The following is a 24,761-nucleotide window of genomic DNA, read 5'->3' as shown; positions in this document are numbered from 1 at the left end:
GCCGGCGTCCCGACGCAAGCGGGCATGCGTTCTTCCCTCCCCAGCCCGTACAAGCTTGTTCATGCCTGTCTCCAAGACGTCCGAACCTCTCATCCTGCTGCTGGCGACCGGCACTTTTCTTGGGCTCAACTTCCCGCTCGGCAAACTGGCCGGCGCGGCCGGCATCCAGCCGGCGGTGTGGACCCTGCTGATCTCGACGGGCTGCGCCCTCGTCATCGGCGCTGTCCTGGCGCTCAAGCGCGAGGCCTTTCCGCTGACACCACCTTATCTGCGCTTCTATGCCATTGGCGGCACGATTTCCTATGCCATCCCGAATTTCCTGGTCTATCTGACCATTCCGCATCTGGGCTCGGGCTATGCCTCGATCATGTTCACCTTGTCGCCGATCATCACCACGATCCTGGCGACGGCCCTGAATGCGCGGCGCCCGAATTTGCTCGGCGTCATCGGCATCCTGATCGGTTTCGTCGGCGCCATGCTGATCGTGCTCGGCAAGGGGCGGGTCGGCGATGCCAGTTCGCTGTGGATCGGCATCGGCTTCCTCATCCCCCTCTCGCTCGCCGTCGGCAATGTCTACCGCACCCTGGACTGGCCGCCGAACGCCCGCCCGCTGCCCCTGGCGGTCGGCACCAATCTCGCCTCCTCCCTGGTGGTTTCGGCCGCTTTGCTGCTTGCCAATGGTGAACTCGGCCTCACTTCCCTCGCCGAAGCCCCGCTGCTCAGCGTGATCCAGGTCGCAGCGAGCGCTGCGATGTTCGCCGTCTTCTTCCGCCTGCAAATGGCGGGCGGGCCGGTCTATCTTTCCCAGATCGGCTATGTCGGCGCTGCGGTCGGGCTGGGCAGCGGCACCTTCTTTTTGGGCGAGCACTATGACTTGCTCACCTGGCTCGGCGCCGTGGTGATTGCCGTAGGCGTCATCGTCACCACCATTGCCCAGCGCGCGCCGTCGACAGCGCCAAGCTCGGTTGGGAAAAGCTGAGGCCGAGGGCGCACCCAGCCTCCTCTTAACCGATACGCGGCGCAACTGTTGACGCATACCGATGGGAAGTGCTCGCAATCTCGACGCGGCTCCCCATCTAAGTCATTATCCGGCAATCCAGAATCACGCGAAAATCCGATTTGTCCGATCCCCGTTCCCCTTCCCTTGCCCATCAGCCGGCCGCCGGCGGCATCGCTGCGCGCGCCATGGCCGCCGCAAGGCCTGCCGCCTATCTCACGGGCTTGAACCCTGAACAGCGCGCGGCTGTGGAAACGCTGGACGGCCCCGTACTCGTGCTGGCGGGCGCCGGCACCGGCAAGACGCGTGTGCTGACCACCCGCATCGCCCATATCCTCGCCACCGGCCGTGCCGCCCCCCACCAGATCCTCGCCGTCACCTTCACCAACAAGGCGGCGCGGGAAATGCGCGAGCGCATCGGCGTTTTGATCGGCCAGAGCGTGGAAGGCATGCCCTGGCTCGGCACCTTCCATGCCATCGGCGTGAAGATCCTGCGCCGCCATGCCGAGTTGGTCGACCTGAAATCCAATTTCACCATCCTTGACACCGATGATCAGGTCCGCCTGATGAAGCAGGTGATCTCAGCCGCGGGAATCGATGAAAAGCGCTGGCCTGCCCGCCAGCTTGCCCATGCCATCGACGGCTGGAAGAATCGCGGCCTGACGCCGGCGCAGGTTCCTGCGGGCGAAGCCATGTCCTTTGCCAATGGCAAGGGCGGCGAGCTCTATGCCGCCTACCAGGCCCGGCTCAAGACCCTGAACGCGGCCGATTTCGGCGATCTACTGCTGGAATCCATCCGCCTGTTCCGCGAGAACCCGGGCGTTCTGGCCGAATATCACCGCCGCTTCCGCTTCATGCTGGTGGACGAGTACCAGGACACCAACGTCGCCCAATATCTATGGCTGCGCCTGCTGGCCCAGACGCCGGCGGGCGAAAAGCCGAATCTGTGCTGCGTCGGCGACGACGACCAGTCGATCTATGGCTGGCGCGGGGCGGAGGTCGACAACATCCTACGCTTCGAGAAGGATTTTCCGGGCGCGACCGTGATCCGGCTCGAGCGCAATTACCGCTCGACCGGCCATATTCTCGGCGCGGCGGGGCACCTGATCAGCAACAATGAGGGGCGCCTCGGCAAGACCCTGTTCACCGACGACGAGGAGGGCGAGCGCGTCACCGTAGCCGGCTCCTGGGATTCGGGGGAGGAAGCCCGCGCCATCGGCGACGAGATCGAGGCGCTGCAGCACAAGGGCCACGCCCTCAACGACATCGCCATCCTGGTGCGCGCCTCTTTCCAGATGCGTGAATTCGAGGATCGCTTCGTCACGCTCGGCCTGCCCTATCGCGTCATCGGCGGGCCCCGCTTCTATGAGCGCGCCGAAATCCGCGACGCCCTCGCTTATTTCCGCGCCACCATGCAGCCGGCAGACGATCTTGCCTTCGAGCGCATCGTCAACGTGCCCAAGCGCGGCCTCGGCGACGCCACAGTGCAGATCCTGCACGACTATGCCCGCCATAACGGCGTGCCGATGATGCAGGCCACGCGGGTGCTGGTGGAAACCGAGGAACTCAAGCCCAAGCCGCGCCAGACGCTCGGCGCCCTGATGGCCTCCTTCTCGCGCTGGGCCGCCCAGAGCGAGGTGCTCGGCCACCAGGAACTGGCGGAACTGATCCTGGAGGAATCCGGCTACACCGACATGTGGCAGAAAGACCGCACGGCCGAGGCCGCGGGCCGGCTGGAAAACCTCAAGGAACTCGTGCGATCGATGGAAGGCTTCGAGAACATGGCTGGCTTCCTCGAGCACATCTCGTTGGTGATGGATGCCAGCGAGGAAGGCGCCAGCGAGGACAAGGTCTCGATCCTGACGCTGCATGGGGCCAAGGGCCTCGAATATGAGACCGTGTTCCTGCCCGGCTGGGAGGAAGGCCTGTTCCCGCACCAGCGCTCGCTCGATGAGAATGGCCGTGCCGGCCTGGAGGAGGAACGGCGCCTCGCCTATGTCGGCCTCACCCGCGCCCGCCGCCGTGCCAAGGTCTGGTTCGCCTCCAACCGCCGCATTCATGGCCTGTGGCAATCGACCATGCCGTCGCGTTTCGTCGACGAACTGCCTGCCGCCCATGTCGAGGTGATGGAAGCTTCCAATTCCTACGGCTCCGGCGGCTCGCTCGGCATGAGCCGTTTCGACAAGGCCCAGCCTTTTTCCGGCTCGAACTATTCGACGCCGGGCTGGCAGCGGGCCCAGCACAACATGGCGTCCGGATTCCGTACCACCCAGGCGCCGCTTCGCCGCGAGCCTCTGACCATCGAGGGCGAATTGGTGGCCCGCTCCACCGGTACGGCCTCGGCCTACAAGGTCGGCGCCCGCGTCTTCCACCTGAAGTTCGGCTATGGCGAGGTGGCCGAAGTCGACGGCAACAAGCTCACCGTCGATTTCGACAAGGCCGGCCGCAAGCGTGTGGTCGACAGCTTCGTCGAGGCGGCATAAGCTGGTTTTCGAGCCAACTAAGGCGCGACCAGCCTTCTCCCCTTGCGGGAGAAGGTGGACCGGCGAAGCCGGGCCGGATGAGGGGTGCCAGCACCCATCCTTCACGGTCCCATATCCCCCTCATCCGCCCCTTCGGGGCACCTCTAGTCAACTCAAGAGAGTTGACGACACCCGCAAGGGGAGAAGGGTTGGTCGCAGCTCCCCTCACCCCTTGGCCGGCACGCCGGCGTCGAGATTGTCGATGCCGCCGGCCTGGTTGAAGCGGGCCTCGTCGAGGATGCCCTGGCGCTTGGAGACCAGCAGCGGCACCAAAGCCTGACCGGCGACGTTGACCGCCGTGCGGCCCATGTCGAGGATCGGATCGATGGCGAGGAGGAGGCCGACACCGGAGAGCGGCAAGCCCAGGGTCGACAGCGTCAGGGTCAGCATCACGGTGGCGCCGGTGAGGCCCGCGGTGGCGGCCGAGCCTATCACCGAGACGAACACGATCAGCGCGTAATGCTCGATGCCGAGCGGGATCTGGTAGAACTGGGCGACGAAGATCGCCGAAATGGCCGGGTAGATTGCCGCGCAGCCATCCATCTTGGTGGTCGAGCCGAGCGGTACGGCAAAGGCGGCATATTCGCGGGGCACGCCGAGGCTGCGCTCCGTCACCGCTTCGGTGACCGGCATGGTGCCGACCGAGGAGCGCGAGACGAAGGCAAGCTGGATCGCCGGCCAGGCGCCCGCGAAGAAGCGGGCCGGGCTCAGCCCGTGCAGGACCAGGAGCAGCGGGTAGACGATGAGCAGGACGATGGCGAGGCCGATATAGATGGCGAGGGCATACCAGGAGAGCTGTCCCAGCGTCTGCCAACCATATTGCGCCACGGCCTTGCCGAGCAGGCCGATCGTGCCGATCGGGGTCAGGCGGATGACCCACCACAGGATCTTGCGCACGATGGCGAGCAGCGACTCGTTGAAGGTGAGGAAGGGATTGGCCCGTTCGCCGACGCTCAGGGCTGCCACGCCGACCGCAATGGCGATGACCAGGATCTGCAGCACGTTGAACTGCAGCGAAGTGGAGGCGGCACCATCAACGAGCTTGGTCGAAGCCTGGATGCCAAAGATGTTGGCCGGCACCAGGCCCTTCAGGAAGTCGAGCCAGGAGCCGGTGGTGGCGGGCGCCTTGGCGGTCTCCGCCAGCACGCTCGAATGCAGGCCCGGTTGTATGATCAGGCCGAGGGCGATGCCGATCAGCACGGCAATCAATGCGGTGATGGCGAACCACAACAGCGTCTGCCAGACCAGCGCCGCGGCATTCGACAATTTGCGCAGATTGCCGATCGAAGCGACGATTGCGGTGAAGACCAGGGGGGGCACCAGGGCATAGAGCAGCTGGACGAAGATCGAGGCGATCGTCGTCAGCGTCTGCACCAGCCAGTTCGGGTTGCCTGTTACGTCTGGCCCAAGAGAGCGGGCGTAAAGGCCGAGCGCCAGTCCCACCACCATGGCGGCGAGCACCTGGAAACCGAAGGAGGCATAGAAGGGCTTGGCTGCCGCCGCTTGCGGGCCGGAGGGGGTTGCCATGATCAGTCCCTTGCAATGTGTCGATGACAATATAACACAAAGTGTATGTTATATATTTGCAATATCCATAACATGAGCGGATTTGAAAGAAAACGACAGCCAAGACAAAGCTGACACGCCCCTCGTGCAGGGCTTGCTCCTGGGATCGCAGGCGTTTTCGCCCATAGGCGCTAACTTTGGGTGGTGGCACCAGATTGGAGGGTCGATCTCCAGATCGACCATCTTGGAAATGTCGAGCCAGATAGAGGACAAAGGTGGTCGATCTCACTCCATCAATTGATGGAGCTGTGGAGATCGACCCTCCCGCTACCTGCGCCTCTGGCCGCAAAGTTAGCGCCCATGGGCGAGGACGCCTGCGATCCCAGGGTTACCAGCTCAAATCCAGCGCCTTCAGCCCGTGGAAATGATAGGTATCGGCATAGACAGGCGTTCCCTCCAGCCGCAGGCCGGGCAGCCGTTCGAACAGGATCGGTACCGCGACCTCCAGTTCCAGCCGCGCCAAGGGCGCTCCCACGCAGAAATGGATGCCGCCGCCGAAGCTGACATGAGGCGGACGCTGCCGCGTCATCAGGAAACGCTCGGGCTCCTGGAAGCGATCAGGATCATGGTTGGCGGCACCGAGCAGCAGGCCGATCTCATCGCCCTTGCGGAAGGTGGCTGGCCCGAGCGTCACGTCCTCCAGCGCATAGCGCTTGAACATGTGGAGTGGTGGATCGAAGCGCAGTATTTCCTCCACCAGCCCCTCGCCGCCCGCCAGCACCGCCTCACTGCCGAGACCAGCCTGCAGGATGGATTTCACGCCATTGCCGATGGCATGCACTGTCGCCTCATGGCCGGCATTGAGCAGGAGGATGCAGGTGGAGATCAGTTCCTCCTCGCTGAGCCGGTCACCCTCGGCTTCGACGGCGATGAGGTGGCTGATGAGATCGTCGCGCGGCTCGGCCCGCCGCCGCTCGACATAGCCGCGCAGGAAGGAGGAGAAATCTTCAGCTGCCGCAACGGCTTGATCCTCGATGCTACGGCTGCGGCTGAACTGATACATCGCCACCATATGGTGCGACCAATCGAGCAGCTGCGGCGCCATCTCGACCGGCACGCCCAGGAGTTCGGCAATCAGGATCACCGGGATCGGCGTGGCGAAGGCCCCGATCAGATCGACGCTCCCTCGCCCCTCGAAACCGTCGATCAATTGGTTGGCAAGGGCCGCGATCCGCGGCCTGAGGCGCTCGACCTGCCGGGTGACGAAGGCCCGATTGACCAAAGTGCGCAGTCTCGTGTGAACAGGCGGCTCACGCTCCAGCATGGAATGGGCATCGACGGCATCGAAGGGCGCCAGATGAGGCTGCGGCTCCGGCCAGCCGAGTTCGGCGCGGGTGGCCACGTGGAGCACCTCGCGCCCAAAGCGCTTATCGCGAAAGAGGTCGAACACCGTCTGGTGCGAGGCCGCGCACCAGCAGCCATATTCCTCCCAGAAGAACAAGGGGCATGCTTCGCGGATGGTCCGGTAGGTGGGATAGGGATGCTGCACGAAGGCAGCATCGGTGGGGCTGAGCGACACGGCCGCGCGGGCGGCATCGATCCTGAGGCTGGGTGGCAAAGACATGGGAGAAGCCGTAGGAGATTCCTGCGACAATGTCATCGCCGCGGCCATCTGGAATCCACTTGTCAGGTCAATGCGCCGCAGGCATTTAAGGGCCCATGAGCACGCTGCCCGCCATCAATCCCAATCTCCTCGACACCGCCACTCCGCCGATCCCGGAAGCGCAGGCCTGGGCGCGCGACTATGACGGCGCGGCGGGCCCGCTGATCGACCTCTCGCAGGCGGTTCCGGGCTATCCGCCGCATGCCGAATTGCTGGAACGGCTCGGCCGCAATGCCAGCGCGGCATCGAGCGCGAGCTATGGCCCGATCGAGGGCGATACGGTTCTGCGCCAGGCCTATGCCGCGCACCTCTCCAGCCTCTATGGCGGCAAGGTCGACTGGCAGACCGTCTCGATCACCACCGGCTGCAACCAGGCGTTCTTCGTCGCCGCCCTGGCAGTGGCCAAGGCGGGTGACTCAATCCTGCTGCCGAGCCCCTGGTACTTCAATCACAAGATGACGCTCGACATGCTCGGCATCGAGGCTCGGGCATTGTCCTGCCCGCCTGAAAACGGCTTCGTGCCGGATGTCGAGAGCGCCGCCGAACTGATCGATCCCACCACGCGGGCGATCCTGCTGGTCACGCCCAACAACCCGACTGGCGCCGTCTACCCGCCTGAAACCATCGAAGCCTTTGCGCGCCTGTGCCGGGAACGTGGCCTCTTCCTCATCCTGGACGAGACCTATCGGGACTTCGTCGCCGGTAGGCCGCACGGACTCATCGCTTCCGGTGATTTCGATAACACGCTGATTTATCTCTACTCCTTTTCGAAGAGCTACTGCATTCCCGGCCATCGACTGGGCGCGCTCGTCGCCGCCCCCGCCGTAGCGGCTGAAGTCGGCAAGGTTCTCGACACGTTGCAGATTTGTGCACCACGCGCCGCCCAAGCCCCCGTCGCCTGGGCCATCGACGGCCTGACGGAATGGCGTGAAGCCAATCGTCTGGAAATCGACAGGCGGGCAGCCAGCTTCCGCGCGGCCTTCGAGGGCATCAACGGCTGGCGGATCGATGCGATGGGCGCCTATTTCGCCTTCCTGCACCATCCCTTCCATGGCCATACCGCCGCGAGCGTGGTCAAGGAGTTGGTGGAGAAGGCCGGCGTGCTCTGCCTGCCGGGTCCCTATTTCGGCCCAGGCCTCGAAGGACATATGCGGGTCGCCTTCGCCAATGCCGGCGTGGAACAGTTGCGGGCCCTGCGCGAACGCTTCCAGCGTTTCGGCGGCTAGGGAGCTTGGGGCTGCAGGAAACAACATCGCGTTAATCGCGATTTCCGTTGCCCTTCGGCGATCGGCGCGATAGCCAAGCGACATGCTCGAAGGTCTTCATCCCAACAATCCCACCCATGTCGCGCGTATCGTCACCGACGAGATGCGCGCCCGTCGCATCGCCGACCTGCTCGGCGAGGCCTTCGATCCCACGGAAACGGCGATTGCCGCCTTCGAGAGGGAAGACGGCACGGCCAAGCCCCCCTGGCTGGTCGAGGTCTATTTCCGCACCGAGCCGGACGAAGCTTCCGTAAGGGACCTGATCGCGCTGGCGGCCGGCCCTGACATGGAGGTGATCTTCGACGCGTTCGGCGACAAGGACTGGGTCGCCGCCTCCCTCGAGGGCCTCGCGCCAGTCAGTGCAGGCCGCTTCACCGTCCATGGCAGCCACGATCGGCAGCACGTGCCTGGAAACACCATCGGCATCGAGATCGAAGCGGCCCTGGCCTTCGGCACCGGTCATCACGGCACCACGCGGGGCTGTCTCCTCGCTTTGGACGATCTCCTCAAGCGCAAGCGCCCGAGCCGGCCGCTCGATATCGGCACCGGCACCGGCGTGCTCGCCATCGCGGCTGCGCGCGCCCTGCGCCTGCGCGTCCTGGCTTCTGACATCGATCCGGTTGCCATCGCCACCGCGCGCAACAATATCCGCTTCAACAAGGCCGGAGCCTATGTGGAGAGTTTCGTGGCGCGCGGCACCACCGCACGCGCCATGCAGACCAACAAGCCATTCGATCTGGTCTTCGCCAACATCCTCATGGGCCCGCTGGTCCGCTTGGCGGCACCGATGAGCCGCCTCCTGGCGCCCGGCGCCACAGTGATCCTCTCGGGTTTGCTCCACTCCCATGCCAATGCCGCACTGGCGGCATATCGCGCCCAAGGGCTGCATCTCATCCGCCAGATCAAGATCGACGAATGGACAACGCTGGTGCTGTCGTATGGCGGTGGCAAGCCAAAGAAGCTGTGAGCAAGCAAAACCATTCCCTTCTTCCCTTGCGGGAGAAGGTGGCAGCCGCCGGATGAGAGGTGTTGGCGCCAAGTCTGCAAGGGCGCGTCTCTCCCTCATCCGCCTGCCGGAGAAGGCAATTATATTTTCAAGGGTGATCAAATGGCTTTTCAGTCCTTCGACGAAATTTCCCAGCCCAGCCTCGGCCCATCCCGCGCGGCAGCGTTACGCGGCAAGCTCGCCGCCTCGGGCCTCGACGGCTTCGTGGTTCCTCGCTCCGACGAGCATCAGAACGAATATTGCCCGCCCTCGGAAGAACGCCTCGCCTGGCTCACCGGCTTTGCGGGATCCGCCGGCATCGCCATCGTCCTGAAGGACCAGGCTTCGATTTTCGTCGATGGGCGTTACACCGTACAGGTGCGCGAGCAGGTGGACACTTCGACATACACGCCGCGCCATCTCATCGAGGAGCCGCCGGAAAAATGGCTGGGCGCCGTGCTCAAGCCTGGCATGAAACTCGGCTATGATCCGCATCTTCAATCGATGAACGAGGTCGAACGCCTTCGCACCGCCTGCGAGAAGGCGGGCGCAAGTCTCGTTGCTGTCACGGAAAACCCGGTCGACGCCATCTGGACGGATCGTCCTGCCCCGCCCCTCGCCCAGATCATCCTGCATGACGTCGCTCTGGCTGGCGAGAGCGTTTCCTCCAAGGTCGAACGCCTGCAGGCCAAATTGCGCGAGCAGAAGATCGACGCCGTCTTCACCAACGATGCCCATGCCTCCGCTTGGCTCTTCAACATCCGCGGCGGCGACGTCTCCCACACGCCCCTGCCCCTCTCCTACGCGTTGGTGCCCGCGGAGGGACAGCCGACCTTGTTCGCCGATGGCCGCAAATTTTCCAACGCGGTGCGGGACGATCTCGCCCAGCATATGGCGATCGCCGAGCCGCGCCAGATAGAGGCCGTGCTCGCTGGAAGCGTGAAGGGCAAGACGGTGCGGCTCGATCCCGGCATGGTGGTCGAGCATTTCGCCACCTTGGTCGAGCAGGCCGGCGGCAAGGTGCAGAAGGGCGGCGATCCCGTGGCCCTCCTGCGTGCCGTCAAGAATGAGGCCGAGCGGGCCGGCGCCAGGGCCGCCCATATTCGCGACGGCGTCGCCTTCGTGAACTTCCTCGCCTGGTTCGAGCAGGCCGTGCCTGCCGGCAAGGAAACCGAGATCTCGGTGGCCGAGGCCCTGGAGCGCTTCCGAGAAGGCACCGGCGTCTTGAAGGACCTCTCCTTCCCCTCAATCTCCTCGGCCGGGCCGAACGCCGCTTTGCCGCATTATCGCGTCAGCCACGCCAGCAACCGCCCGGTGACGCCTGGCTTCTTCCTGATCGACTCAGGCGCGCAATATGTCGACGGCACCACCGACATCACTCGCACCATCGCGGTAGGCGAGGTCTCGCCCGAGATGAAGGACCGCTATACCCGCGTGCTCAAGGGCCACATCGCCATCTCCCTGGCGCGCTTCCCCAAGGGCGCCTCGGGCGCCCAGCTCGACAGCTTCGCCCGGGCCGCGCTCTGGGAGATCGGTACCGATTTCGACCATGGCGCCGGCCATGGCGTCGGCTCCTATCTCTCCGTGCATGAAGGGCCGCAGCGCATCTCCAAGCTCGGCACCACGCCGCTGGAACCCGGCATGATCCTGTCCAACGAGCCGGGCTATTACCGGGTCGGCGCCTTCGGTGTGCGCATCGAGAACCTCGTCCTGGTCGAAGAGATCGAGATCAAAGGCGCCGAGCGCACCATGTACGGCTTCGAGACGCTCACCCTCGCGCCCATCGACACCAGGCCGATCGAATCGTCCCTGCTCACCCAAAGAGAGATCGACTGGCTCAACGCCTACCATGTCCAGGTGCGCGAGACGCTCGCCCCTCTGCTCGACGAGCCGGAGCGCCAGTGGCTGGAGCAGGTTACGCAGGCGATCGGTTAATCGGGGCGCTAGCCTTCGGGTCAGCCTTGCGACGCTCAAGCGTTAACGAAGAGGCGGGTCTGAAGACCCTCCTCACCCCATGGCCATCCTCAACAGCACCACGCTGACCACGCCGACCGCGATGGTGACGAGCAGGGGCATTCGGGTGGCGGAGACAGCGGTGATGCCGGCGGCGATGGTTTCGGCCGCCCCGGTCGCCAGGGCGACCGGGGCGATCACGGAAACCAGCACGGCTGCCGGGATGGCGTCGAAGGCGGCCTTGGTGCGGCCCGCCAGAGCGAGGCGGCCGCCCAGGAAGATGCCGGCGATGCGGGTGGCGTAGGTCACCAAGGCCATGGTGAGGATGGCCGCGACCGTATGGGGATCAAACGACATCGATGGCCTCCTTGGTGTCGAGCTTGCTATGGCCGGGAGGCCCGGCCAGGAAGCCGGGATGGCCCGTCAGGAAGGCAGCCAGAATGCCCGCCAGGGCGCCCGCGGGCACATGCCAGGGTGCCCCGATCTTCAAATAGACCAGCGCCGCCACCACGGCGCTGGTGAGGATGGTCGCCGCCGAGCTGCGCCCTTCCCAAAAGCCTGCGATCAGCCCGATGAACAGGGCCGTAAAGGCGAAATCGGCGCCGTAGCGGGCAGGATCGCCCAGAAGCTGGCCGACGAGCCCGCCCGCCGAGCTCCACAGCGCCCAATTGAGATAGAAGAACACCGACATGGCGAAATAATAGGTCGGCGTCAGCTCGGCCCTAGCGGCCCGGCGCTCCGACATCGCCCAGTTCTCGTCGGCCATCATGAAGAAGCCGAGAAAACGCTGGGCGGGCGAGAACAGCGCCGTCTTGGGTGTCAGCGAGGCCCCCATCAGGATATGGCGGCAATTGATCAGCAGGGTGCCGAAGGCCAAGGTCAGGATGGAAACCGGCTGCACCCATTGTTCGAGGGCAGCGAATTGCGCACTGCCGGCAAAGACGGTTGTCGACATCAGCGCGATCTCGGCCGGCGACAGGCCCTTGGAGACAGCGATGGCGCCGAACAAGAAGCCGATCGGAATCGCCGCCAGGGCGGGCGGAGCGATATCGATCAGCGCGGAACGGATTTCGGAACGGGCGGACAAGGGACAACTCCTGATGGAGCGCCCTGATTAAGCACAACGCAATCGCCAGTCTTGGACAAAAGTTGCATCGGGAGTGTCAGCCTCTGGCCAACGTTTGTCGGCCGGAGGCTGACGCTCCATCACCCGCGAAAAGCCCCCGGCGTCACACCCATGCGCGCCTTGAACACTCGGTTGAGATGGCTCTGATCGTAGAAGCCGCAGGCAGCAGCCACTTCGGCCGGTCCTTCGCCTGCCGCCAGCAGGCGGCGGGCCGCTCGGTAGCGCCGGTCGGTGAGATAGGCATGCGGCGTGGTCCCCATCGCCTTGCGGAAGGAGCGCACCAGATGGCTGCGATTGAGGCCGGCCACAGCGGCAAGCTCGTCGAGGCCGACATCGCGCTCGAAATGCTGGTCCAGATAGGCGCGCGCCTTGGCAAGCGGCCCGCTCTCGTCACCGAGTTTGATCGGCTCGCCATGTCCGCCCCAACGCCCGAGCAAGGCCGAAAAGAAGCGGCCGAGCCTGGCATCCCGTTCGAGTAGGGTTACGGCGGGATCGCTGAGTGCAATCTGCAGCTCCACCAGGTCAGCCGCCAGAGCAGGATCCTCGATCACCGAGCGATCGAACCAAGGTGTGCCGGCGGTCGAACGGCCGAAAGTGTCCTCGGCAATAGAGCGCATCAGATCGACGGTGGGGTAGAGTACGCGGTAGACGAAGCCCTCGCCCGCCGGCTCGCCGTCATGCAATTCATCGGGGCAGACCATCGCGAAACTTCCCGGTGAGGCATAATGCCTGACACCGCGATGCGAGAATGCCTCGCAACCGTCGAGCACGGCGGCGATGGCATAGGTCTCATGGGTATGGGGCACATAGCGGTGCCGGCGGAAGATCGCGCTCAGGCATTCCAATCCATCATAGCGCTGCTCGCGCCAGAACCGAACGGCATCGCCCCGTTCGGCGGCATCCCCAAGTGTGGTGAAGGCAGTGGATTCCGACGGCATCGCCACAAGATAATGACTTTGTCGGCAAATTGCTTGGATGAAAGTTGCGTCCGCCGTAGCGGCCGCCTTTATTTCAAGGACAGCATCTGACGAAGGGACCAAGCCTCCTCAGTACTGCCCTTCTTCGAGATGTTGAAAACACGCCACTGCTCGTTTTCCTTCACCAATTCGTAGACGAGTTCGTCGCGTTTGGGATCACCGCGATTGAAACTCACGCCCACCTGCGCCCGGTCACCCTGCAGCGAAGCAGGCTCGATCTTCAAATCCTTGATCATCGGATCCTGTGAATCGCTCACCGGATCGAAATCGAGCGCTCCCACCTCGCCCGACTTGGTGGATTCGTCGATATCCTTCTTCACTGCGGCGGCCAGGTCCTTGCTGAGATATTTGGCACGCAGCTTGGCATCGCCGATGATGTCGACGCCCTTCGTCTCGGGCGTCTTTCCCGAATAGATCTGCTTCACTATAGCCTCGGGCGAGGTTTCGGCCGCCAGGACTGGCACCGCCAGCCCCGATGCCAGTAGAAGGCCGAGGCAAAGTCTACGCATCCTGGTCATTCGTCGTGTTTCCCGCTCCATTCACAAGCTCGAACCATTCATCCTCATTGATGACCTTGACGCCGTGCTTTTGCGCATCCGCCAGTTTCGAACCGGCACCGGGGCCGGCTACCACGAGATCGGTCTTCTTGGAGACGGAGCCCGAGACCTTCGCTCCCAGCCGGTCGGCCATGGCCTTGGCCTCGTCGCGGCTCATGCGCTCCAGCGCCCCGGTGAACACCACCGTCTTGCCGGCGACAGGGCTCTCGGAGCGGGGCTTTTCAGCATCGAGGATGCGGATCTCCGCCGTCAGCCGTCCGAGGATGGCAAGGTTGTGGCTCTCGGCGAAATAGGCGCCGATGGCCTCCACCACGGTTTCGCCGATCTGGTCGATTGCATCCATCTCGGCACCGGCCTCCTCGTCCTTGGCGGCGATGCGCAGCGCCGCCTGCTCGAAGGCCTGCCAGGAACCATAGGCGCGGGCGAGCTGGCGGGCCGTGGTCTCACCGACATGGCGGATGCCGAGCGCATAGAGGAAACGCTCCAGCGCGATCTCGCGGCGGGCATCGATGGCCGCGAACAGGTTCTTGGTGGAGGTCGCGCCAAAACCCTCACGATCCTTCAGCTTCTTCAGATTCTGGCCGTCACGGACTGCCAAAGTGAAGATGTCGCCGGGCTCGCGGATAGGCAAATCGTCATTCTCGAAGAAGAAGGCGATCTGCTTTTCGCCCAGCCCCTCGATGTCAAAGGCGCGGCGGGACACGAAGTGCCTAAGATGCTCGATCTTCTGGAAAGGACAGGCGAATTCGCCTGAGCAGCGCCGCACGGCCCCCTCCCCGCCCGTCACCGTTTCCTCGCGCACGACGGGGGTCTTCAGCGAACAAGGGCAGGTTTCAGGGAAGACATAGGGAACGGCGTCCGCCGGGCGCTTCTCGATCACGGCCCCCAGGATCTGCGGGATGACGTCGCCGGCCCGCTGCACGATCACGGTATCGCCGATACGCACATCCTTGCGGGCGATCTCGTCCTCATTGTGCAGAGTGGCATTGGAGACGACCACGCCACCGACGGTAACCGGCTGGAGCTTCGCCACCGGCGTCAAAGCTCCGGTGCGTCCCACCTGGATCTCGATGCCCTGCAGTAGCGTGGTTGCCTTCTCGGCCGGGAACTTATGCGCCGTCGCCCAGCGCGGCGAGCGCGAGACGAAGCCGAGCCGCTGCTGCAGATCGAGCCGATCGACCTTGTAGACCACGCCATCGATGTCATAGCCCAGGGTGGCACGCTGGGCCTCGATCATCCGGTAGTGGACAAGCAGGTCAGCCGCACCATGGCAGCGTACCATCAACGGGTTCACGGCAAAGCCCCAGTCGGCGAAAGCCCTCACCACTTCGAATTGCGTGGTGGCCGGAAGGGCGCTCACCTCGCCCCAGGCATAGGCGAAGAAGCGCAGGGGGCGGCTGGCGGTGATGGCGGCGTCGAGCTGGCGCAGCGAGCCGGCCGCCGCGTTACGCGGATTGGCGAACAGGGGCTTTCCGAGAGCCGCCTGCCTCTCATTCATGGCATTGAAATCTGCGTGACTCATATAGACTTCGCCGCGCACCTCGAAAGTCTCGGGGACATTGCCCTTGAGCACGTTGGGAATGTCGCCGATGGTGCGGACATTGGCAGTGACGTCCTCGCCTTCGGCACCATCGCCCCGCGTGGCGGCCACCACCAGCCTGCCCTTCTCATAGCGCAGCGAGCAGGACAGCCCATCGATCTTGGGTTCAGCGGTTACAACCACATCATCGCTCTCGCCAAGGCCCAGGAAGCGGCGGATGCGAGCCACGAACTCCTCGACATCCTCATCGGAGAAGCTGTTGGATAAAGAGAGCATCGGCACGCGGTGCCTTACCTTGGCGAATTTCTCCGACGGCGCTGCGCCGACTCTGTCGGACAGGCTCTCGGCCGATTTGAGCTCGGGGAAAAGCTCCTCGATCGCCGTGTAGCGCCGACGCAGGGCGTCGTAATCGGCATCGCTGAGAATCGGCGCATCGTTCTGGAAATAGGCCTTGTCGGCCTCGATCAACCGCGCCGCGAGCGCCTCATAATCAGTGCGGGCCTCGGCGAGCGAGAGGTCGGAGACGGATTTGGAAGTGTTCATGGCAGGCCAACCGATGCATTGCTTTGCTGTGGCTTAACACAACCATTCCAATCGGGGCAGAGGGACGGAGCGGGTTGCGCGTCGGTGGGCCGATCTCCAGATCGGCCTATTCGCCCGACCGAAAACGCGCACTTGACCATTTCCAGTCGATCGGATGACGGCAAAGTCCCGCTTTCACGGGATTGCGCTCGATATAGTCGATAGTTCGCCCGAATTGCTCCTCGTTTCGCATGAAGCGGTCGAAATAGTCGCGCTGCCAAAAGGCTCCATCTCTCTGAAGTACGCGGTTCGCTCTTAGGGCTGTGTATTTCTTCCAGGATCGGATGATATCGCCGAGCCGATGTCCCTCAATAGTCTCGAATAGGCAATGCACATGATTGGGCATGATACACCATGCCCACAAACGATAGCGCTCCTGATCGAAGGCAAACAAGGCCTGTTGCACGAGGTACGCAATCTGGGACATCCCTAACCAACATGCACCAAGACCCCTATCTAGTTCCCGTTCGATCTGTCGCCGATTGAGCTCCATTCGATCGATCGGATTGGCGAAATTCGTGGGAAGGCTGTCCACCAATCGAAATGTAACGAACTGCGTTGCCTCTGGTGAATCGAAATGAGGCAAGGAATGGGGCCGATACCAACCTAGATGTGGCTTCGTCTCGACCAAGCAAATTCCGAGCCTAACCCGTGCCGATCTGGAGATCGGCACACCGAAATGCGACTGACGGCCTTGAAGACTATCGCGGCTGTATCGACCGGACGGCGCCGCCTCCACTCGCCAACAGCCGATCCGCCGCAGCCCGTGCTTCATCCGTCACATGAGCGCCAGCGAGCATGCGGGCGATCTCCTCGCGCCGCTTGTCGGTGTCCAGGGGAGAGACGCGGGTGGCGACCCTGTCCTTGCCTTCGGCCTCCTTGGCGATCAGGAAATGGGTGGAGGCGCGCGCCGCCACCTGAGGGGCATGGGTGACGTTGATGACCTGCACTTTGCCCGCCAGCCGCGCCAGACGCTGGCCGATGGCATCGGCGACGGCCCCGCCCACACCGGAATCGATCTCGTCGAACACCAAGGTCGGCGCCGAACCGCGATCGGCCAGCGCCACCTTCAGGGCCAGCATGAAGCGCGAGAGCTCGCCCCCCGACGCCACCTTCATCATCGGACCCGGGCGGGTGCCCGGGTTGGTCTGCACCCAGAATTCGACCCTGTCGAAACCATCGGGAGAGGCCAGGGTCTTGTCGCTCTCGACCGAGGTGGTGAACTTCGCCCTATCGAGCTTCAGAGGTGATAATTCACCGTTGACAGCGGCGTCGAGCTGGCCTGCGGTAGCTCGGCGCTTGTCCGAAAGCACCGCGGCCTCAGCCTCATAGGCGAGACGGGCGGCACGATCGGCCTGCTCCAGGGTCTGGAGCTGCCCCTCCCCCTCGTCCAGGGCAGCGAGATCGGCCGTATAACGCTCGGCCAACGCCGGCAGATCCTCGACGGAGACGTCGTATTTGCGGCTGGCGGCGCGCAGAGCGAACAGGCGTTCTTCCAGCCGCTCCAGCTCGGCCGGATCGAAATCGGCTTCGTCCAATGCCGTCTGCAGCGCGATGCGGGCCTCTTCCAAGGCGTTGAGCGCCTGGTCCAGCGAGGCGATGGCCGGCTCGACCAGGCGTGGCGCCTGGGTCCCGCGTCGCTCGAGACGCCGGATGATGGCCGCCAGCGACGGCGTGGGAGAGCCATTGCCCCCAACCCCGTCATAGGCCTCCTTGAGGTCGACGGCGATCTTCTCGGCCTGCATCATATGGGTGCGGCGCTCGGCCAAGGCCTCTTCCTCGCCAGGCTGGACGTCGAGCTTGCCGAGTTCGTCGACCGAATGGCGCAGCCAGTCGCCCTCCGCCCGTGCCTTTTCCAGCCGGGCCCTGTGCTGTGCCAGCGACTGCGTCGCCTTGCGCCAGGCCGCATGCTTACCAGCCACATTGGCCGCCAGATCCTCCAACCCTCCGAAGGCATCGAGCAGGGCTCGGTGGGAAGCCGGATCAGTCAGAGCCCGGTCATCATGCTGGCCGTGGATCTCAACCAGGGCGGCTCCCGTGGCACGCAGCACCTGCACGCTCACCGGTTGGTCGTTGATGAAAGCGCGGGTACGGCCATCAGCCATCTGCACGCGGCGCAGGATCAGATCGCCGTCATCCGGGATATCGTTCGCCTTCAGCACAGCGCGGGCGGCATGATCGACCGAAACATCGAAAACCGCGCTGACCTGGCCCTGGCCGGTGCCGTGCCGAACCAGAGAGCCATCTCCCCGGCCACCGAGTGCCAAGGCAAAGGCATCGAGCAGGATCGATTTGCCGGCCCCAGTCTCGCCGGTGAGCACGGACAGGCCCGAGATGAATTCGAGGTCGAGCCGGTCGATCAGGACGATATCGCGAATGGCCAGTTGAACGAGCATGACAGCCTCTATACCGGGCTTGCGCCTGCGCCGCATGACAAAACATGAGGCTGCTCACAAGCAAAGGGCCGATCTTGCGACCGGCCCTTTACGAATTCGACAGTCGTTGCCAGCGCCTTAGAGCGTGATCGCGCTGCGGAACGTCCGGCTCAGCCAGGAATCGGTGTCTTCGCGCGGTTCCAGGCCATGTGACTTCACCAGCGTATAGGCATCCTTGTACCACTGGCTGTTGGGATAGTTGTGGCCGAGGATGGCGGCGGCGGTCTGCGCCTCGCTGGAAAGGCCCAAGGCCATATAGCATTCCGTCAGACGGCTCAGCGCTTCCTCGATCTGGCGGGTCTGAGCATAGTCCTTGACCACAGCCTTGTAGCGGTTGACCGCAGCGGTATAGTTCTGCTGCTTCTGGTAGAAACGACCGATCTCCATTTCCTTGCCAGCGAGCTGGTCGCGTACGACCTGGATCTTGAACTTGGAGTCGGCGACATATTCCGACTTGGGATAGTCGGTGACGACCTTCTGGAAGCCGGCTAGCGCCTGACTGGCCCGATCCTGGTCGCGTGTGATGTCAGGGATCTGCTTATACTGGGAGTTGGCCCAGATATAGGTCATATAGGCCGCATCCTTGTCGGTCGGCCACAAGGTCACGTAGCGGCGCGACGAGGTGATGGCATCGTCGTAATTGCCCGACGTATAATTCGAATAAGCCATCATCAGAATGGCCTTCTTCTGCCATTCGGTCTGCGGATATTGCTTGTCGAGCGACTCGAAACGCTTCGAGGCTTTCGAATAGTCGCCCGCCTTCATGGCGACCAGACCCTGATTGTAGAGAAGATCCGGCGGATCGGTCGCCTGGGTCTTGTAACCCGGATCGTCATCCCAGAAACCGCAGGCGGCCAGCGGCGACGCCATCAGCGCAATGGCGACGGCGCGAACCGCGAGCCGCGTCGCGACAGTGCGGGAAGACGAGAGGGAACGCAGCGGCATCACTCAGACCTCTACTTCGACTAGTACTGGCATTGTCGCGCGCTTCCGGCAGATGAAACCATCCATCAGTTTCGCACCACAACGTTAAGACTTCGTGGTTCGACAAATCACCACCACCACCGGCCCGTCCTTATGGATAGGCCGCTATGCCGGCAGCAATTCCGGGGTCCTTGTAGCCGATTGTCCGGCCAAGCGCCACCGCCTCCGCAAAATTGTACAATGCTTTGCGGTGACGCTGTCAAGCGAGGCAAAAGCCTTCGCGCTCAATTGGTATCAGGCGCGAAGGCCGCAGCGGCCAGGCCGCTGGAGAGCTCGGCATGGCCGCTCTCGCGGCGTACCGGTGCATCAACCATGGTCCAGGCGCTGTCATCGGCGAACAGGGCCTGAAGCATCATGTAGTTCACGCGATGCCCACCGCAATAGGAACGGAACTGACCGATCAGCGGAGCGCCGGCGAGTGCCAGATCGCCCACAGCATCGAGCATTTTGTGACGCACGAACTCATCGGCATAGCGAAGGCCTTCCGGATTGAGGATGCGATCCTCGCTCAGGGCAACCGAGTTCTCCAGGGACGAGCCGAGCGCCAGTCCCCGCTCCCACAGTTGCTCGACATCCTTGACGAAGCCGAAGGTACGGGCCCGCGACAATTCACGACGGAAATTGTCGGGCGTCAGGTCGAGCACACGGCGCTGGCGGCCGATCAGGGGCGTCTCGAAATCGATCTCGACATCCATGCGGAAGCCCGCATTGCCGGACTTGTCCGACGGCGTCAGCTCGGCCCAGGCGCGTCCCATCTCGACGCGCACAGGCTTGAGAACCTTGATCTGGCGGCGGCGCGAACGCAGCGTGGCAATGCCGACCTGGTCGATCGCCGCGATGAAGGGAGCGGACGAGCCGTCCATCACTGGTACTTCAGCGCCGTCGACTTCCACGGTGACGTTGTCGATGCCGAGCCCACGCAGGGCAGCCATCAGATGCTCGATGGTCGCCACCGACGCCCGCGTGGTGTCGCCGATGACGGTGCACAGGCGCGTATCGATGACATTGCCGTAATGAGCAAGGATCTCCCGTTCGCGCCCATTATCCAGATGGGTGCGCAGGAAGATGATGCCGCTGTCGGCCTCGCTCGGATGCAAGGTGAGGGAGACGGGCTTGCCAGAATGGACACCGATCCCTTCGAGGGATACCCGGTCATTCAAAGTCGTCTGGAAACCAGATTTCATGAGCTTATTCCACAAGCCGTCCGCCAGGGTGGCGGTACCCAACCGAAACTAGACCGGCCTGCTTTCTGTTTGACCTTTTGATCCTATCATTCCCTGCCACGAGGACAGGGACTCGGACCTTTCTTCGAAAATACGTAAAGCAAAAACCAAAGGTTTAGCCAAATCACGCTTTCTTACGGTCTGTAACACAAGCTCGCCAAGTTCCGGCTGGAGAGCCTAGTTTTAAAATCCTTAATCATTTCAAAAAATTACGGCCCGGGTGATGCACCCGGGCCGTGATTGATCCGTGCTATGGTTACGATTCCGTCACGAAGACAAAACCGGCCTCAATTCGAATGGCGGCGCAGGAAGGCTGGAATCTCGAGCTGGTCGTCCTCGATCGAACGGGACTGCTGGGGCGCCGGACGCGGCGCCGGGGGACGGCGCTGGGCCTCGGGCGGACGTGGCGGCGCAGGGCGCGGCTCGACCTGGCGGGCGACAGGCGCCGGCTCGTGTTCGACCTCATCCGCCTCGGGACGGCCGAGGCCGACGGCGGCCAAGCGCTGGAGCAGCGTCATACGCTTCTTGTCACCGCCCTGGGGAGCCTCGGGACCACGCTGCGCGGCAATCTGGGCCTGCGCCGGCATCGGCAGGTCCTCGATGCGCGGCATGCGCGGCGGGCGGACGACAGCCCGCTCCGGTGCCGGCGGCACGAAATGCTCCGGCTCGGGATGGTGCTCGGGAGCACGCGGCGCTTCCTCGACCACCGGCTCACGGAACAGGGTCGGCTTGGGCGCCAGCGGGCGCAGAGTCACGTCATTGGCGGCAGCCACCGGCTCGACCGGGGCGGCCGGCGCAGGCTGGGCGATCTCCTGCTGGATCGGGGCTGTTTCAGCGGCCATCGGTGCCGGAGCCGCCGACGCGGTATTGCGCGGAGCGGCAACGCGGGCAGCCTGCACGGCCTGGGCGGCAGCCTGCTCACGCACGCGCTGGGTCATTTCCGCCAGGCGAATGTCGTCTTTGGAGGGGGAAGCCTGAGGCAGGATGGCCGAGTCGATACCGGTGGCGACCACCGAGACACGCATCGTGCCTTCCAGCGACGGATCCTGGGTGGCGCCCAGAATGATGTTGGCTTCCGGATCGACCTCTTCGCGAATGCGGGTCGCGGCCTCGTCGAGCTCGTAGAGCATCATGTCGGGGCCGCCGGTGATCGAGATCAGCAGGCCGCGAGCACCCTTCATCGAGACGTCGTCGAGCAGCGGATTGGCGATCGCGGCCTCGGCGGCCAGGATGGCACGGCGCTCGCCGGAGGCTTCGCCGGTGCCCATCATCGCCTTGCCCATCTCGCGCATCACGGCGCGCACGTCGGCAAAGTCGAGATTGATCAAGCCGGGCTTGACCATGAGATCGGTGATGGAGGCAACACCCGAATAGAGCACCTGGTCGGCCATGGCGAAGGCGTCGGCGAAGGTGGTCTTGTCGTTGGCGACGCGGAACAGATTCTGGTTCGGGATGACGATGAGCGTATCGACGCTCTTCTGGAGCTCGGCGATGCCGGACTCGGCCAGGCGCATGCGGCGCAGGCCCTCGAAATGGAAGGGCTTGGTGACGACGCCGACGGTCAGGATGCCGACCTCGCGGGCCACGCGGGCGATCACCGGAGCGGCGCCCGTACCCGTACCACCGCCCATGCCGGCGGTGACGAAAACCATGTGGACGCCATTGAGATGATCGCGGATCTCGTCGATCACCTCCTCGGCAGCGGCTCGACCAACCTCAGGCTGAGAACCTGCGCCGAGGCCCTCGGTGACCTGAATACCCATCTGCACGATGCGATCGGCCTTCGAAAGGGTCAGCGCCTGCGCATCCGTATTGGCGACGACGAAGTCGACGCCTTCCAATCCGGCCTCGATCATGTTGTTGACGGCGTTGCCGCCAGCCCCACCAACGCCGAACACGGTGATACGCGGCTTCAACTCCCGGATATCCGGCATTTTGAGGTTGATCGTCATGGTTCGCCTCTTTTGCAAGACGCGTCGCCGCGCCCCTTAATTGACCTTCATCAAGGCCTTACGACCCCTTCCTGCTCTTTGAATCAGAAAGTTACTGATTTGCGAAGCAGGCATTTGTGTAATCCGGCTAAATTCGACCGGAAAAATTAGTCAAAATGGTCTTGAAAAACCGACCATTCTTCATGTCTCAACGTTACTTTTCGATTCGAAACTCGATTTCCCTTTTGCAAATCGAAGTTTAGAAGCTGTGTTTCAACCAACGCCCTACCCGACCAAAATAACCGTCTGTTCCGGTAGCTTGCGCCCGTGTCCGAACCTGCGGTTCGAAATGCTCGACTCCGGCGATCTGCGGATAGACCAGGAGGCCTGCTGCCGTAGCGAAAGGTGGCCCCTTGGCCGCTTCGGGCATGCCGGCAATGCCGAGGGGGCGCCCGATGCGGACCTGCCGGTCCAAAATCTTGCGCGCCAGTTCCACCGTGCCCGTCAATTGGCAGGCGCCACCCGTCAGCACGACGCGGCGCCCCGCTTCGGCCCAGGCGCCTGAACCGCGCAGGCGGTCGCGCACCATTTCGAGGATTTCCTCGATGCGCGGCCTGATGATGCGGACCAGACGCGAACGCGGCACGTGATGAATGCCATCGCCCTGGTCATCCCCGACGGGTGGCACGGCGATGGTCTCGCGGTCATCCGAGGGGCTCGCGATGGTAGCGCCGTAGAGAACCTTCAGGCGTTCCGCCTCCGACAGCTTGGTCGACAGGCCGCGCGCCACGTCGGTGGTGACATGCGCCCCACCCACCGGCAGGCTATCGGCATGCACGAAGGCACGGTTGGCGAAGACGGCAACGGACGTGGTGCCGGCCCCCATGTCGATCAGGGTCACCCCCATCTCTGTCTCGTCATCGACGAGAGCCGACAGGCCAGCCGCATAAGGCGTGGCGACCATCGCCTCGACATGGAGATGGCAACGCTCGATGGCGAGCATCAAATTCTTGGCCGGCGTGGACTCGGCCGTCACCACATGCATGTCGACGCCGAGTTGACGTCCGAGCATGCCTCTGGGGTCGGAAATGCCACCGACGCCGTCCAGCATATGGCCGATCGGCAGCGAATGCAGCACGGCGCGTCCGTCGCGCACGGAATGGCTGGCACCAGCATCGAGAACGCGGTGAATGTCGAGATCGCAGACCTGATGGCCACCGACCTCGACCGTAGCCGAATAGTGCTCGCTCGCCACCCGCCCGCAGGAAATGTTGACGATCACCGAATCCACCCGCACGCCGGCCATGCGCTCGGCGGCATCGACGGCGTGGCGGATCGCCTGCTCGGCGGCTTCCATGTCGACAACGGCGCCGGACTTCAGCCCGCGTGAGCGTTGATGGCCGATACCCAGGATCTGGGCCTGATGGCTACGGCCAGGCAGGAGATCGGCCCCTTCGAGCGGACGCAGCCGCGCGATCAGGCAAACGATCTTGTTGGTGCCGACGTCGAGCACCGACATCACCGTGGTGCGGCGCGGCGCCAACGGCTTGAGCTTGGGGGTCAGGCCATTCTCGAAGGGGCTCATGCGCGGCCCCCCTTTGCCTTTTTCTTGGACAGCGCGTCGGCCCGGGCAGCCGCAGCCTGCTCACTCAAACGAAAGGTAGCGCGATCGGGCATACGCATGTCGACTGCCAGAATATCCTTTTCCAAAACCTTGCCCTTCCGCTCAAGGCCAGCCAGAGCCTTCAGGGCCTGTTCCGGGTTGTCCTCGGGAAGGCGAACGACCACGCCATTGTCGAGCGTGAGATTCCAGCGACGCTGGGAGACGAGGGTGGCTCCCCTTACCCGCCCGCTCAGTTCGGGCGTGGCGGCGACCGCCGCGACGATCTCGCTGGCCCGCTTGTCGGCCCCCTCGCCCACCACCAGAGGCAGATCAGCAAAACGGGCCTCGACGTGGCTCTCGATCACGACGCCATCTTCGGCGATCACGTTGACCGAGCCGTCACGCTGCCACAGGGCATAGGGCGCGCGCTCCTCGATGGTAACCGAGAGCGTGGAGGGAAATAGCTTGCGAACCTGAGCCGATTTCACCAGAGGCAGCTTCTCCAACCCTTCGCGTGCCGCTTCGGCATCGAGAAACAGCAAGGAGGAGGTGTTGGTGACCCCGGCGGCGGCGAAAATCCTCTGATCCGTCAGCTCGCGCTGGCCGGTGACGGCGACGGTCTCGACCCGGAAGCCGAAGAGATTGGCCGCCATGTCGAGCGGCGCGCCATATTGGACCTTCATCTGCGGCCAGACCGGTCCGGTCTGGGCGCCATAGACGATGGTTCCCGCCAGAAAGGCGGTCGACAGCATGAGCCCCAACCCCCGAGGGGGCTTTGCCAGCAGACGCTGCAGCCGCGACGAGCGCTGATCCACGAACGTCCTGGTCGTGAATCCGGCTTGGCGCAGGGAGGACAGATTGAAAAAACGCAGCATATGCTCGAAGCCAACGCTCTTGAGGAACCATCCGTTA

The 24,761-nt window shown here is 63.8% G+C and carries 19 protein-coding genes; 5 read left to right on the top strand and 14 right to left on the bottom strand.

The genetic code is table 11. From position 1 onward, the window contains the following. The first annotated feature begins 61 nt into the window (after positions 1 to 61). A complete protein-coding gene (locus ACR9ZN_RS32740) occupies positions 62 to 979 on the top strand; it encodes a DMT family transporter (protein ID WP_454813405.1) in 918 nt (305 codons plus the stop codon). A 140-nt stretch (positions 980 to 1,119) separates the two neighbouring features. Continuing rightward, on the top strand, positions 1,120 to 3,480 hold the full coding sequence (locus ACR9ZN_RS32735; protein ID WP_441773983.1) for an ATP-dependent helicase: 2,361 nt from the start codon (positions 1,120 to 1,122) through the stop codon (positions 3,478 to 3,480). A gap of 204 nt (positions 3,481 to 3,684) precedes the next feature. Here ACR9ZN_RS32735 and ACR9ZN_RS32730 read toward each other — a convergent pair whose 3' ends face one another. Both ACR9ZN_RS32730 and ACR9ZN_RS32725 read right to left on the bottom strand, forming a co-directional pair. Beyond that, positions 3,685 to 5,046 carry a dicarboxylate/amino acid:cation symporter gene (locus ACR9ZN_RS32730; RefSeq protein WP_454813404.1) on the bottom strand — a complete coding sequence of 454 codons (1,362 nt, stop codon included), beginning with the start codon at positions 5,044 to 5,046 and terminating at the stop codon, positions 3,685 to 3,687. 367 nt (positions 5,047 to 5,413) lie between these two features. Further along, positions 5,414 to 6,649 (bottom strand): cytochrome P450, encoded by a 1,236-nt coding sequence (locus ACR9ZN_RS32725; RefSeq protein ID WP_481274185.1) that lies wholly within the window; start codon positions 6,647 to 6,649, stop codon positions 5,414 to 5,416. Positions 6,650 to 6,744: 95 nt separating this feature from the next. Between ACR9ZN_RS32725 and ACR9ZN_RS32720 the strand changes: the two genes are divergently transcribed. From ACR9ZN_RS32720 to ACR9ZN_RS32710, 3 genes are all read left to right on the top strand, one after another. Next, positions 6,745 to 7,914, top strand: a complete 1,170-nt coding sequence (locus ACR9ZN_RS32720) for an aminotransferase (RefSeq protein ID WP_441773985.1) — start codon at positions 6,745 to 6,747, stop codon at positions 7,912 to 7,914. A gap of 82 nt (positions 7,915 to 7,996) precedes the next feature. Further along, positions 7,997 to 8,920 carry a 50S ribosomal protein L11 methyltransferase gene (locus ACR9ZN_RS32715; RefSeq protein ID WP_434955763.1) on the top strand — a complete coding sequence of 308 codons (924 nt, stop codon included), beginning with the start codon at positions 7,997 to 7,999 and terminating at the stop codon, positions 8,918 to 8,920. 141 nt (positions 8,921 to 9,061) lie between these two features. Next, the gene (locus ACR9ZN_RS32710) at positions 9,062 to 10,873 is read left to right on the top strand and encodes an aminopeptidase P family protein (RefSeq protein WP_481274184.1); all 1,812 of its coding nucleotides are present in this window, start codon (positions 9,062 to 9,064) and stop codon (positions 10,871 to 10,873) included. Between the two features lie 72 nt (positions 10,874 to 10,945). On the opposite strand, the gene ACR9ZN_RS32705 is transcribed toward ACR9ZN_RS32710, so the two are convergent. From ACR9ZN_RS32705 to ACR9ZN_RS32650, 12 genes are all read right to left on the bottom strand, one after another. After that, entirely contained in the window at positions 10,946 to 11,248 is a 303-nt protein-coding gene (locus ACR9ZN_RS32705) for an AzlD family protein (protein WP_481274183.1), read from the bottom strand. After that, positions 11,238 to 11,978 carry an AzlC family ABC transporter permease gene (locus tag ACR9ZN_RS32700; protein WP_434955760.1) on the bottom strand — a complete coding sequence of 247 codons (741 nt, stop codon included), beginning with the start codon at positions 11,976 to 11,978 and terminating at the stop codon, positions 11,238 to 11,240. The genes ACR9ZN_RS32705 and ACR9ZN_RS32700 overlap by 11 nt, the downstream gene beginning before the upstream one ends. Positions 11,979 to 12,097: 119 nt before the next feature. Continuing rightward, a complete protein-coding gene (locus tag ACR9ZN_RS32695; protein WP_434955759.1) occupies positions 12,098 to 12,955 on the bottom strand; it encodes a helix-turn-helix transcriptional regulator in 858 nt (285 codons plus the stop codon). Positions 12,956 to 13,023: 68 nt separating this feature from the next. After that, positions 13,024 to 13,503: a DUF3828 domain-containing protein gene (locus ACR9ZN_RS32690; RefSeq protein ID WP_454813400.1), complete on the bottom strand. Its 480-nt coding sequence runs from the start codon at positions 13,501 to 13,503 to the stop codon at positions 13,024 to 13,026. Next, entirely contained in the window at positions 13,496 to 15,634 is a 2,139-nt protein-coding gene (gene ligA / locus ACR9ZN_RS32685; protein WP_454813399.1) for an NAD-dependent DNA ligase LigA, read from the bottom strand. The genes ACR9ZN_RS32690 and ligA overlap by 8 nt, the downstream gene beginning before the upstream one ends. Before the next feature lie 106 nt (positions 15,635 to 15,740). Then, on the bottom strand, positions 15,741 to 16,304 hold the full coding sequence (locus ACR9ZN_RS32680; protein ID WP_481274182.1) for an REP-associated tyrosine transposase: 564 nt from the start codon (positions 16,302 to 16,304) through the stop codon (positions 15,741 to 15,743). Positions 16,305 to 16,374: 70 nt separating this feature from the next. Further along, positions 16,375 to 18,069, bottom strand: a complete 1,695-nt coding sequence (gene recN, locus ACR9ZN_RS32675; protein WP_454813397.1) for a DNA repair protein RecN — start codon at positions 18,067 to 18,069, stop codon at positions 16,375 to 16,377. A 117-nt stretch (positions 18,070 to 18,186) separates the two neighbouring features. After that, positions 18,187 to 19,053, bottom strand: coding sequence for an outer membrane protein assembly factor BamD (locus ACR9ZN_RS32670; protein WP_454813396.1), 867 nt, complete (start codon positions 19,051 to 19,053; stop codon positions 18,187 to 18,189). A gap of 263 nt (positions 19,054 to 19,316) precedes the next feature. Then, positions 19,317 to 20,276 carry a UDP-3-O-acyl-N-acetylglucosamine deacetylase gene (lpxC, locus tag ACR9ZN_RS32665; protein WP_434955753.1) on the bottom strand — a complete coding sequence of 320 codons (960 nt, stop codon included), beginning with the start codon at positions 20,274 to 20,276 and terminating at the stop codon, positions 19,317 to 19,319. 326 nt (positions 20,277 to 20,602) lie between these two features. Beyond that, on the bottom strand, positions 20,603 to 22,267 hold the full coding sequence (ftsZ, locus tag ACR9ZN_RS32660; RefSeq protein WP_481274181.1) for a cell division protein FtsZ: 1,665 nt from the start codon (positions 22,265 to 22,267) through the stop codon (positions 20,603 to 20,605). A 238-nt stretch (positions 22,268 to 22,505) separates the two neighbouring features. Then, on the bottom strand, positions 22,506 to 23,831 hold the full coding sequence (gene ftsA, locus ACR9ZN_RS32655) for a cell division protein FtsA (protein ID WP_434955751.1): 1,326 nt from the start codon (positions 23,829 to 23,831) through the stop codon (positions 22,506 to 22,508). Next, complete coding sequence (locus ACR9ZN_RS32650) at positions 23,828 to 24,601, bottom strand: cell division protein FtsQ/DivIB (RefSeq protein ID WP_454813395.1); 774 nt, start codon at positions 24,599 to 24,601, stop codon at positions 23,828 to 23,830. Before ACR9ZN_RS32650 ends, ftsA begins: the two co-directional genes overlap by 4 nt. Between the last annotated feature and the right edge of the window lie 160 nt (positions 24,602 to 24,761).

This window comes from Labrys sp. HAY1-8F (assembly GCF_056754975.1).
This window is presented reverse-complemented; position numbering and strand designations above follow the sequence as displayed.

Bases quoted from the DNA above. Each gene is read 5' to 3' on its own strand.
- ACR9ZN_RS32740 (WP_454813405.1), top strand. From the start codon at position 62: ATGCCTGTCTCCAAGACGTCCGAACCTCTCATCCTGCTGCTGGCGACC.
- ACR9ZN_RS32730 (WP_454813404.1), bottom strand. From the start codon at position 5,046: ATGGCAACCCCCTCCGGCCCGCAAGCGGCGGCAGCCAAGCCCTTCTAT.
- ACR9ZN_RS32725 (WP_481274185.1), bottom strand. From the start codon at position 6,649: ATGTCTTTGCCACCCAGCCTCAGGATCGATGCCGCCCGCGCGGCCGTG.
- ACR9ZN_RS32720 (WP_441773985.1), top strand. From the start codon at position 6,745: ATGAGCACGCTGCCCGCCATCAATCCCAATCTCCTCGACACCGCCACT.
- ACR9ZN_RS32715 (WP_434955763.1), top strand. From the start codon at position 7,997: ATGCTCGAAGGTCTTCATCCCAACAATCCCACCCATGTCGCGCGTATC.
- ACR9ZN_RS32710 (WP_481274184.1), top strand. From the start codon at position 9,062: ATGGCTTTTCAGTCCTTCGACGAAATTTCCCAGCCCAGCCTCGGCCCA.
- ACR9ZN_RS32705 (WP_481274183.1), bottom strand. From the start codon at position 11,248: ATGTCGTTTGATCCCCATACGGTCGCGGCCATCCTCACCATGGCCTTG.
- ACR9ZN_RS32695 (WP_434955759.1), bottom strand. From the start codon at position 12,955: ATGCCGTCGGAATCCACTGCCTTCACCACACTTGGGGATGCCGCCGAA.
- ACR9ZN_RS32690 (WP_454813400.1), bottom strand. From the start codon at position 13,503: ATGCGTAGACTTTGCCTCGGCCTTCTACTGGCATCGGGGCTGGCGGTG.
- ligA (WP_454813399.1), bottom strand. From the start codon at position 15,634: ATGAACACTTCCAAATCCGTCTCCGACCTCTCGCTCGCCGAGGCCCGC.
- recN (WP_454813397.1), bottom strand. From the start codon at position 18,069: ATGCTCGTTCAACTGGCCATTCGCGATATCGTCCTGATCGACCGGCTC.
- ACR9ZN_RS32670 (WP_454813396.1), bottom strand. From the start codon at position 19,053: ATGCCGCTGCGTTCCCTCTCGTCTTCCCGCACTGTCGCGACGCGGCTC.
- lpxC (WP_434955753.1), bottom strand. From the start codon at position 20,276: ATGAAATCTGGTTTCCAGACGACTTTGAATGACCGGGTATCCCTCGAA.
- ftsZ (WP_481274181.1), bottom strand. From the start codon at position 22,267: ATGACGATCAACCTCAAAATGCCGGATATCCGGGAGTTGAAGCCGCGT.
- ftsA (WP_434955751.1), bottom strand. From the start codon at position 23,831: ATGAGCCCCTTCGAGAATGGCCTGACCCCCAAGCTCAAGCCGTTGGCG.
- ACR9ZN_RS32650 (WP_454813395.1), bottom strand. From the start codon at position 24,601: ATGCTGTCGACCGCCTTTCTGGCGGGAACCATCGTCTATGGCGCCCAG.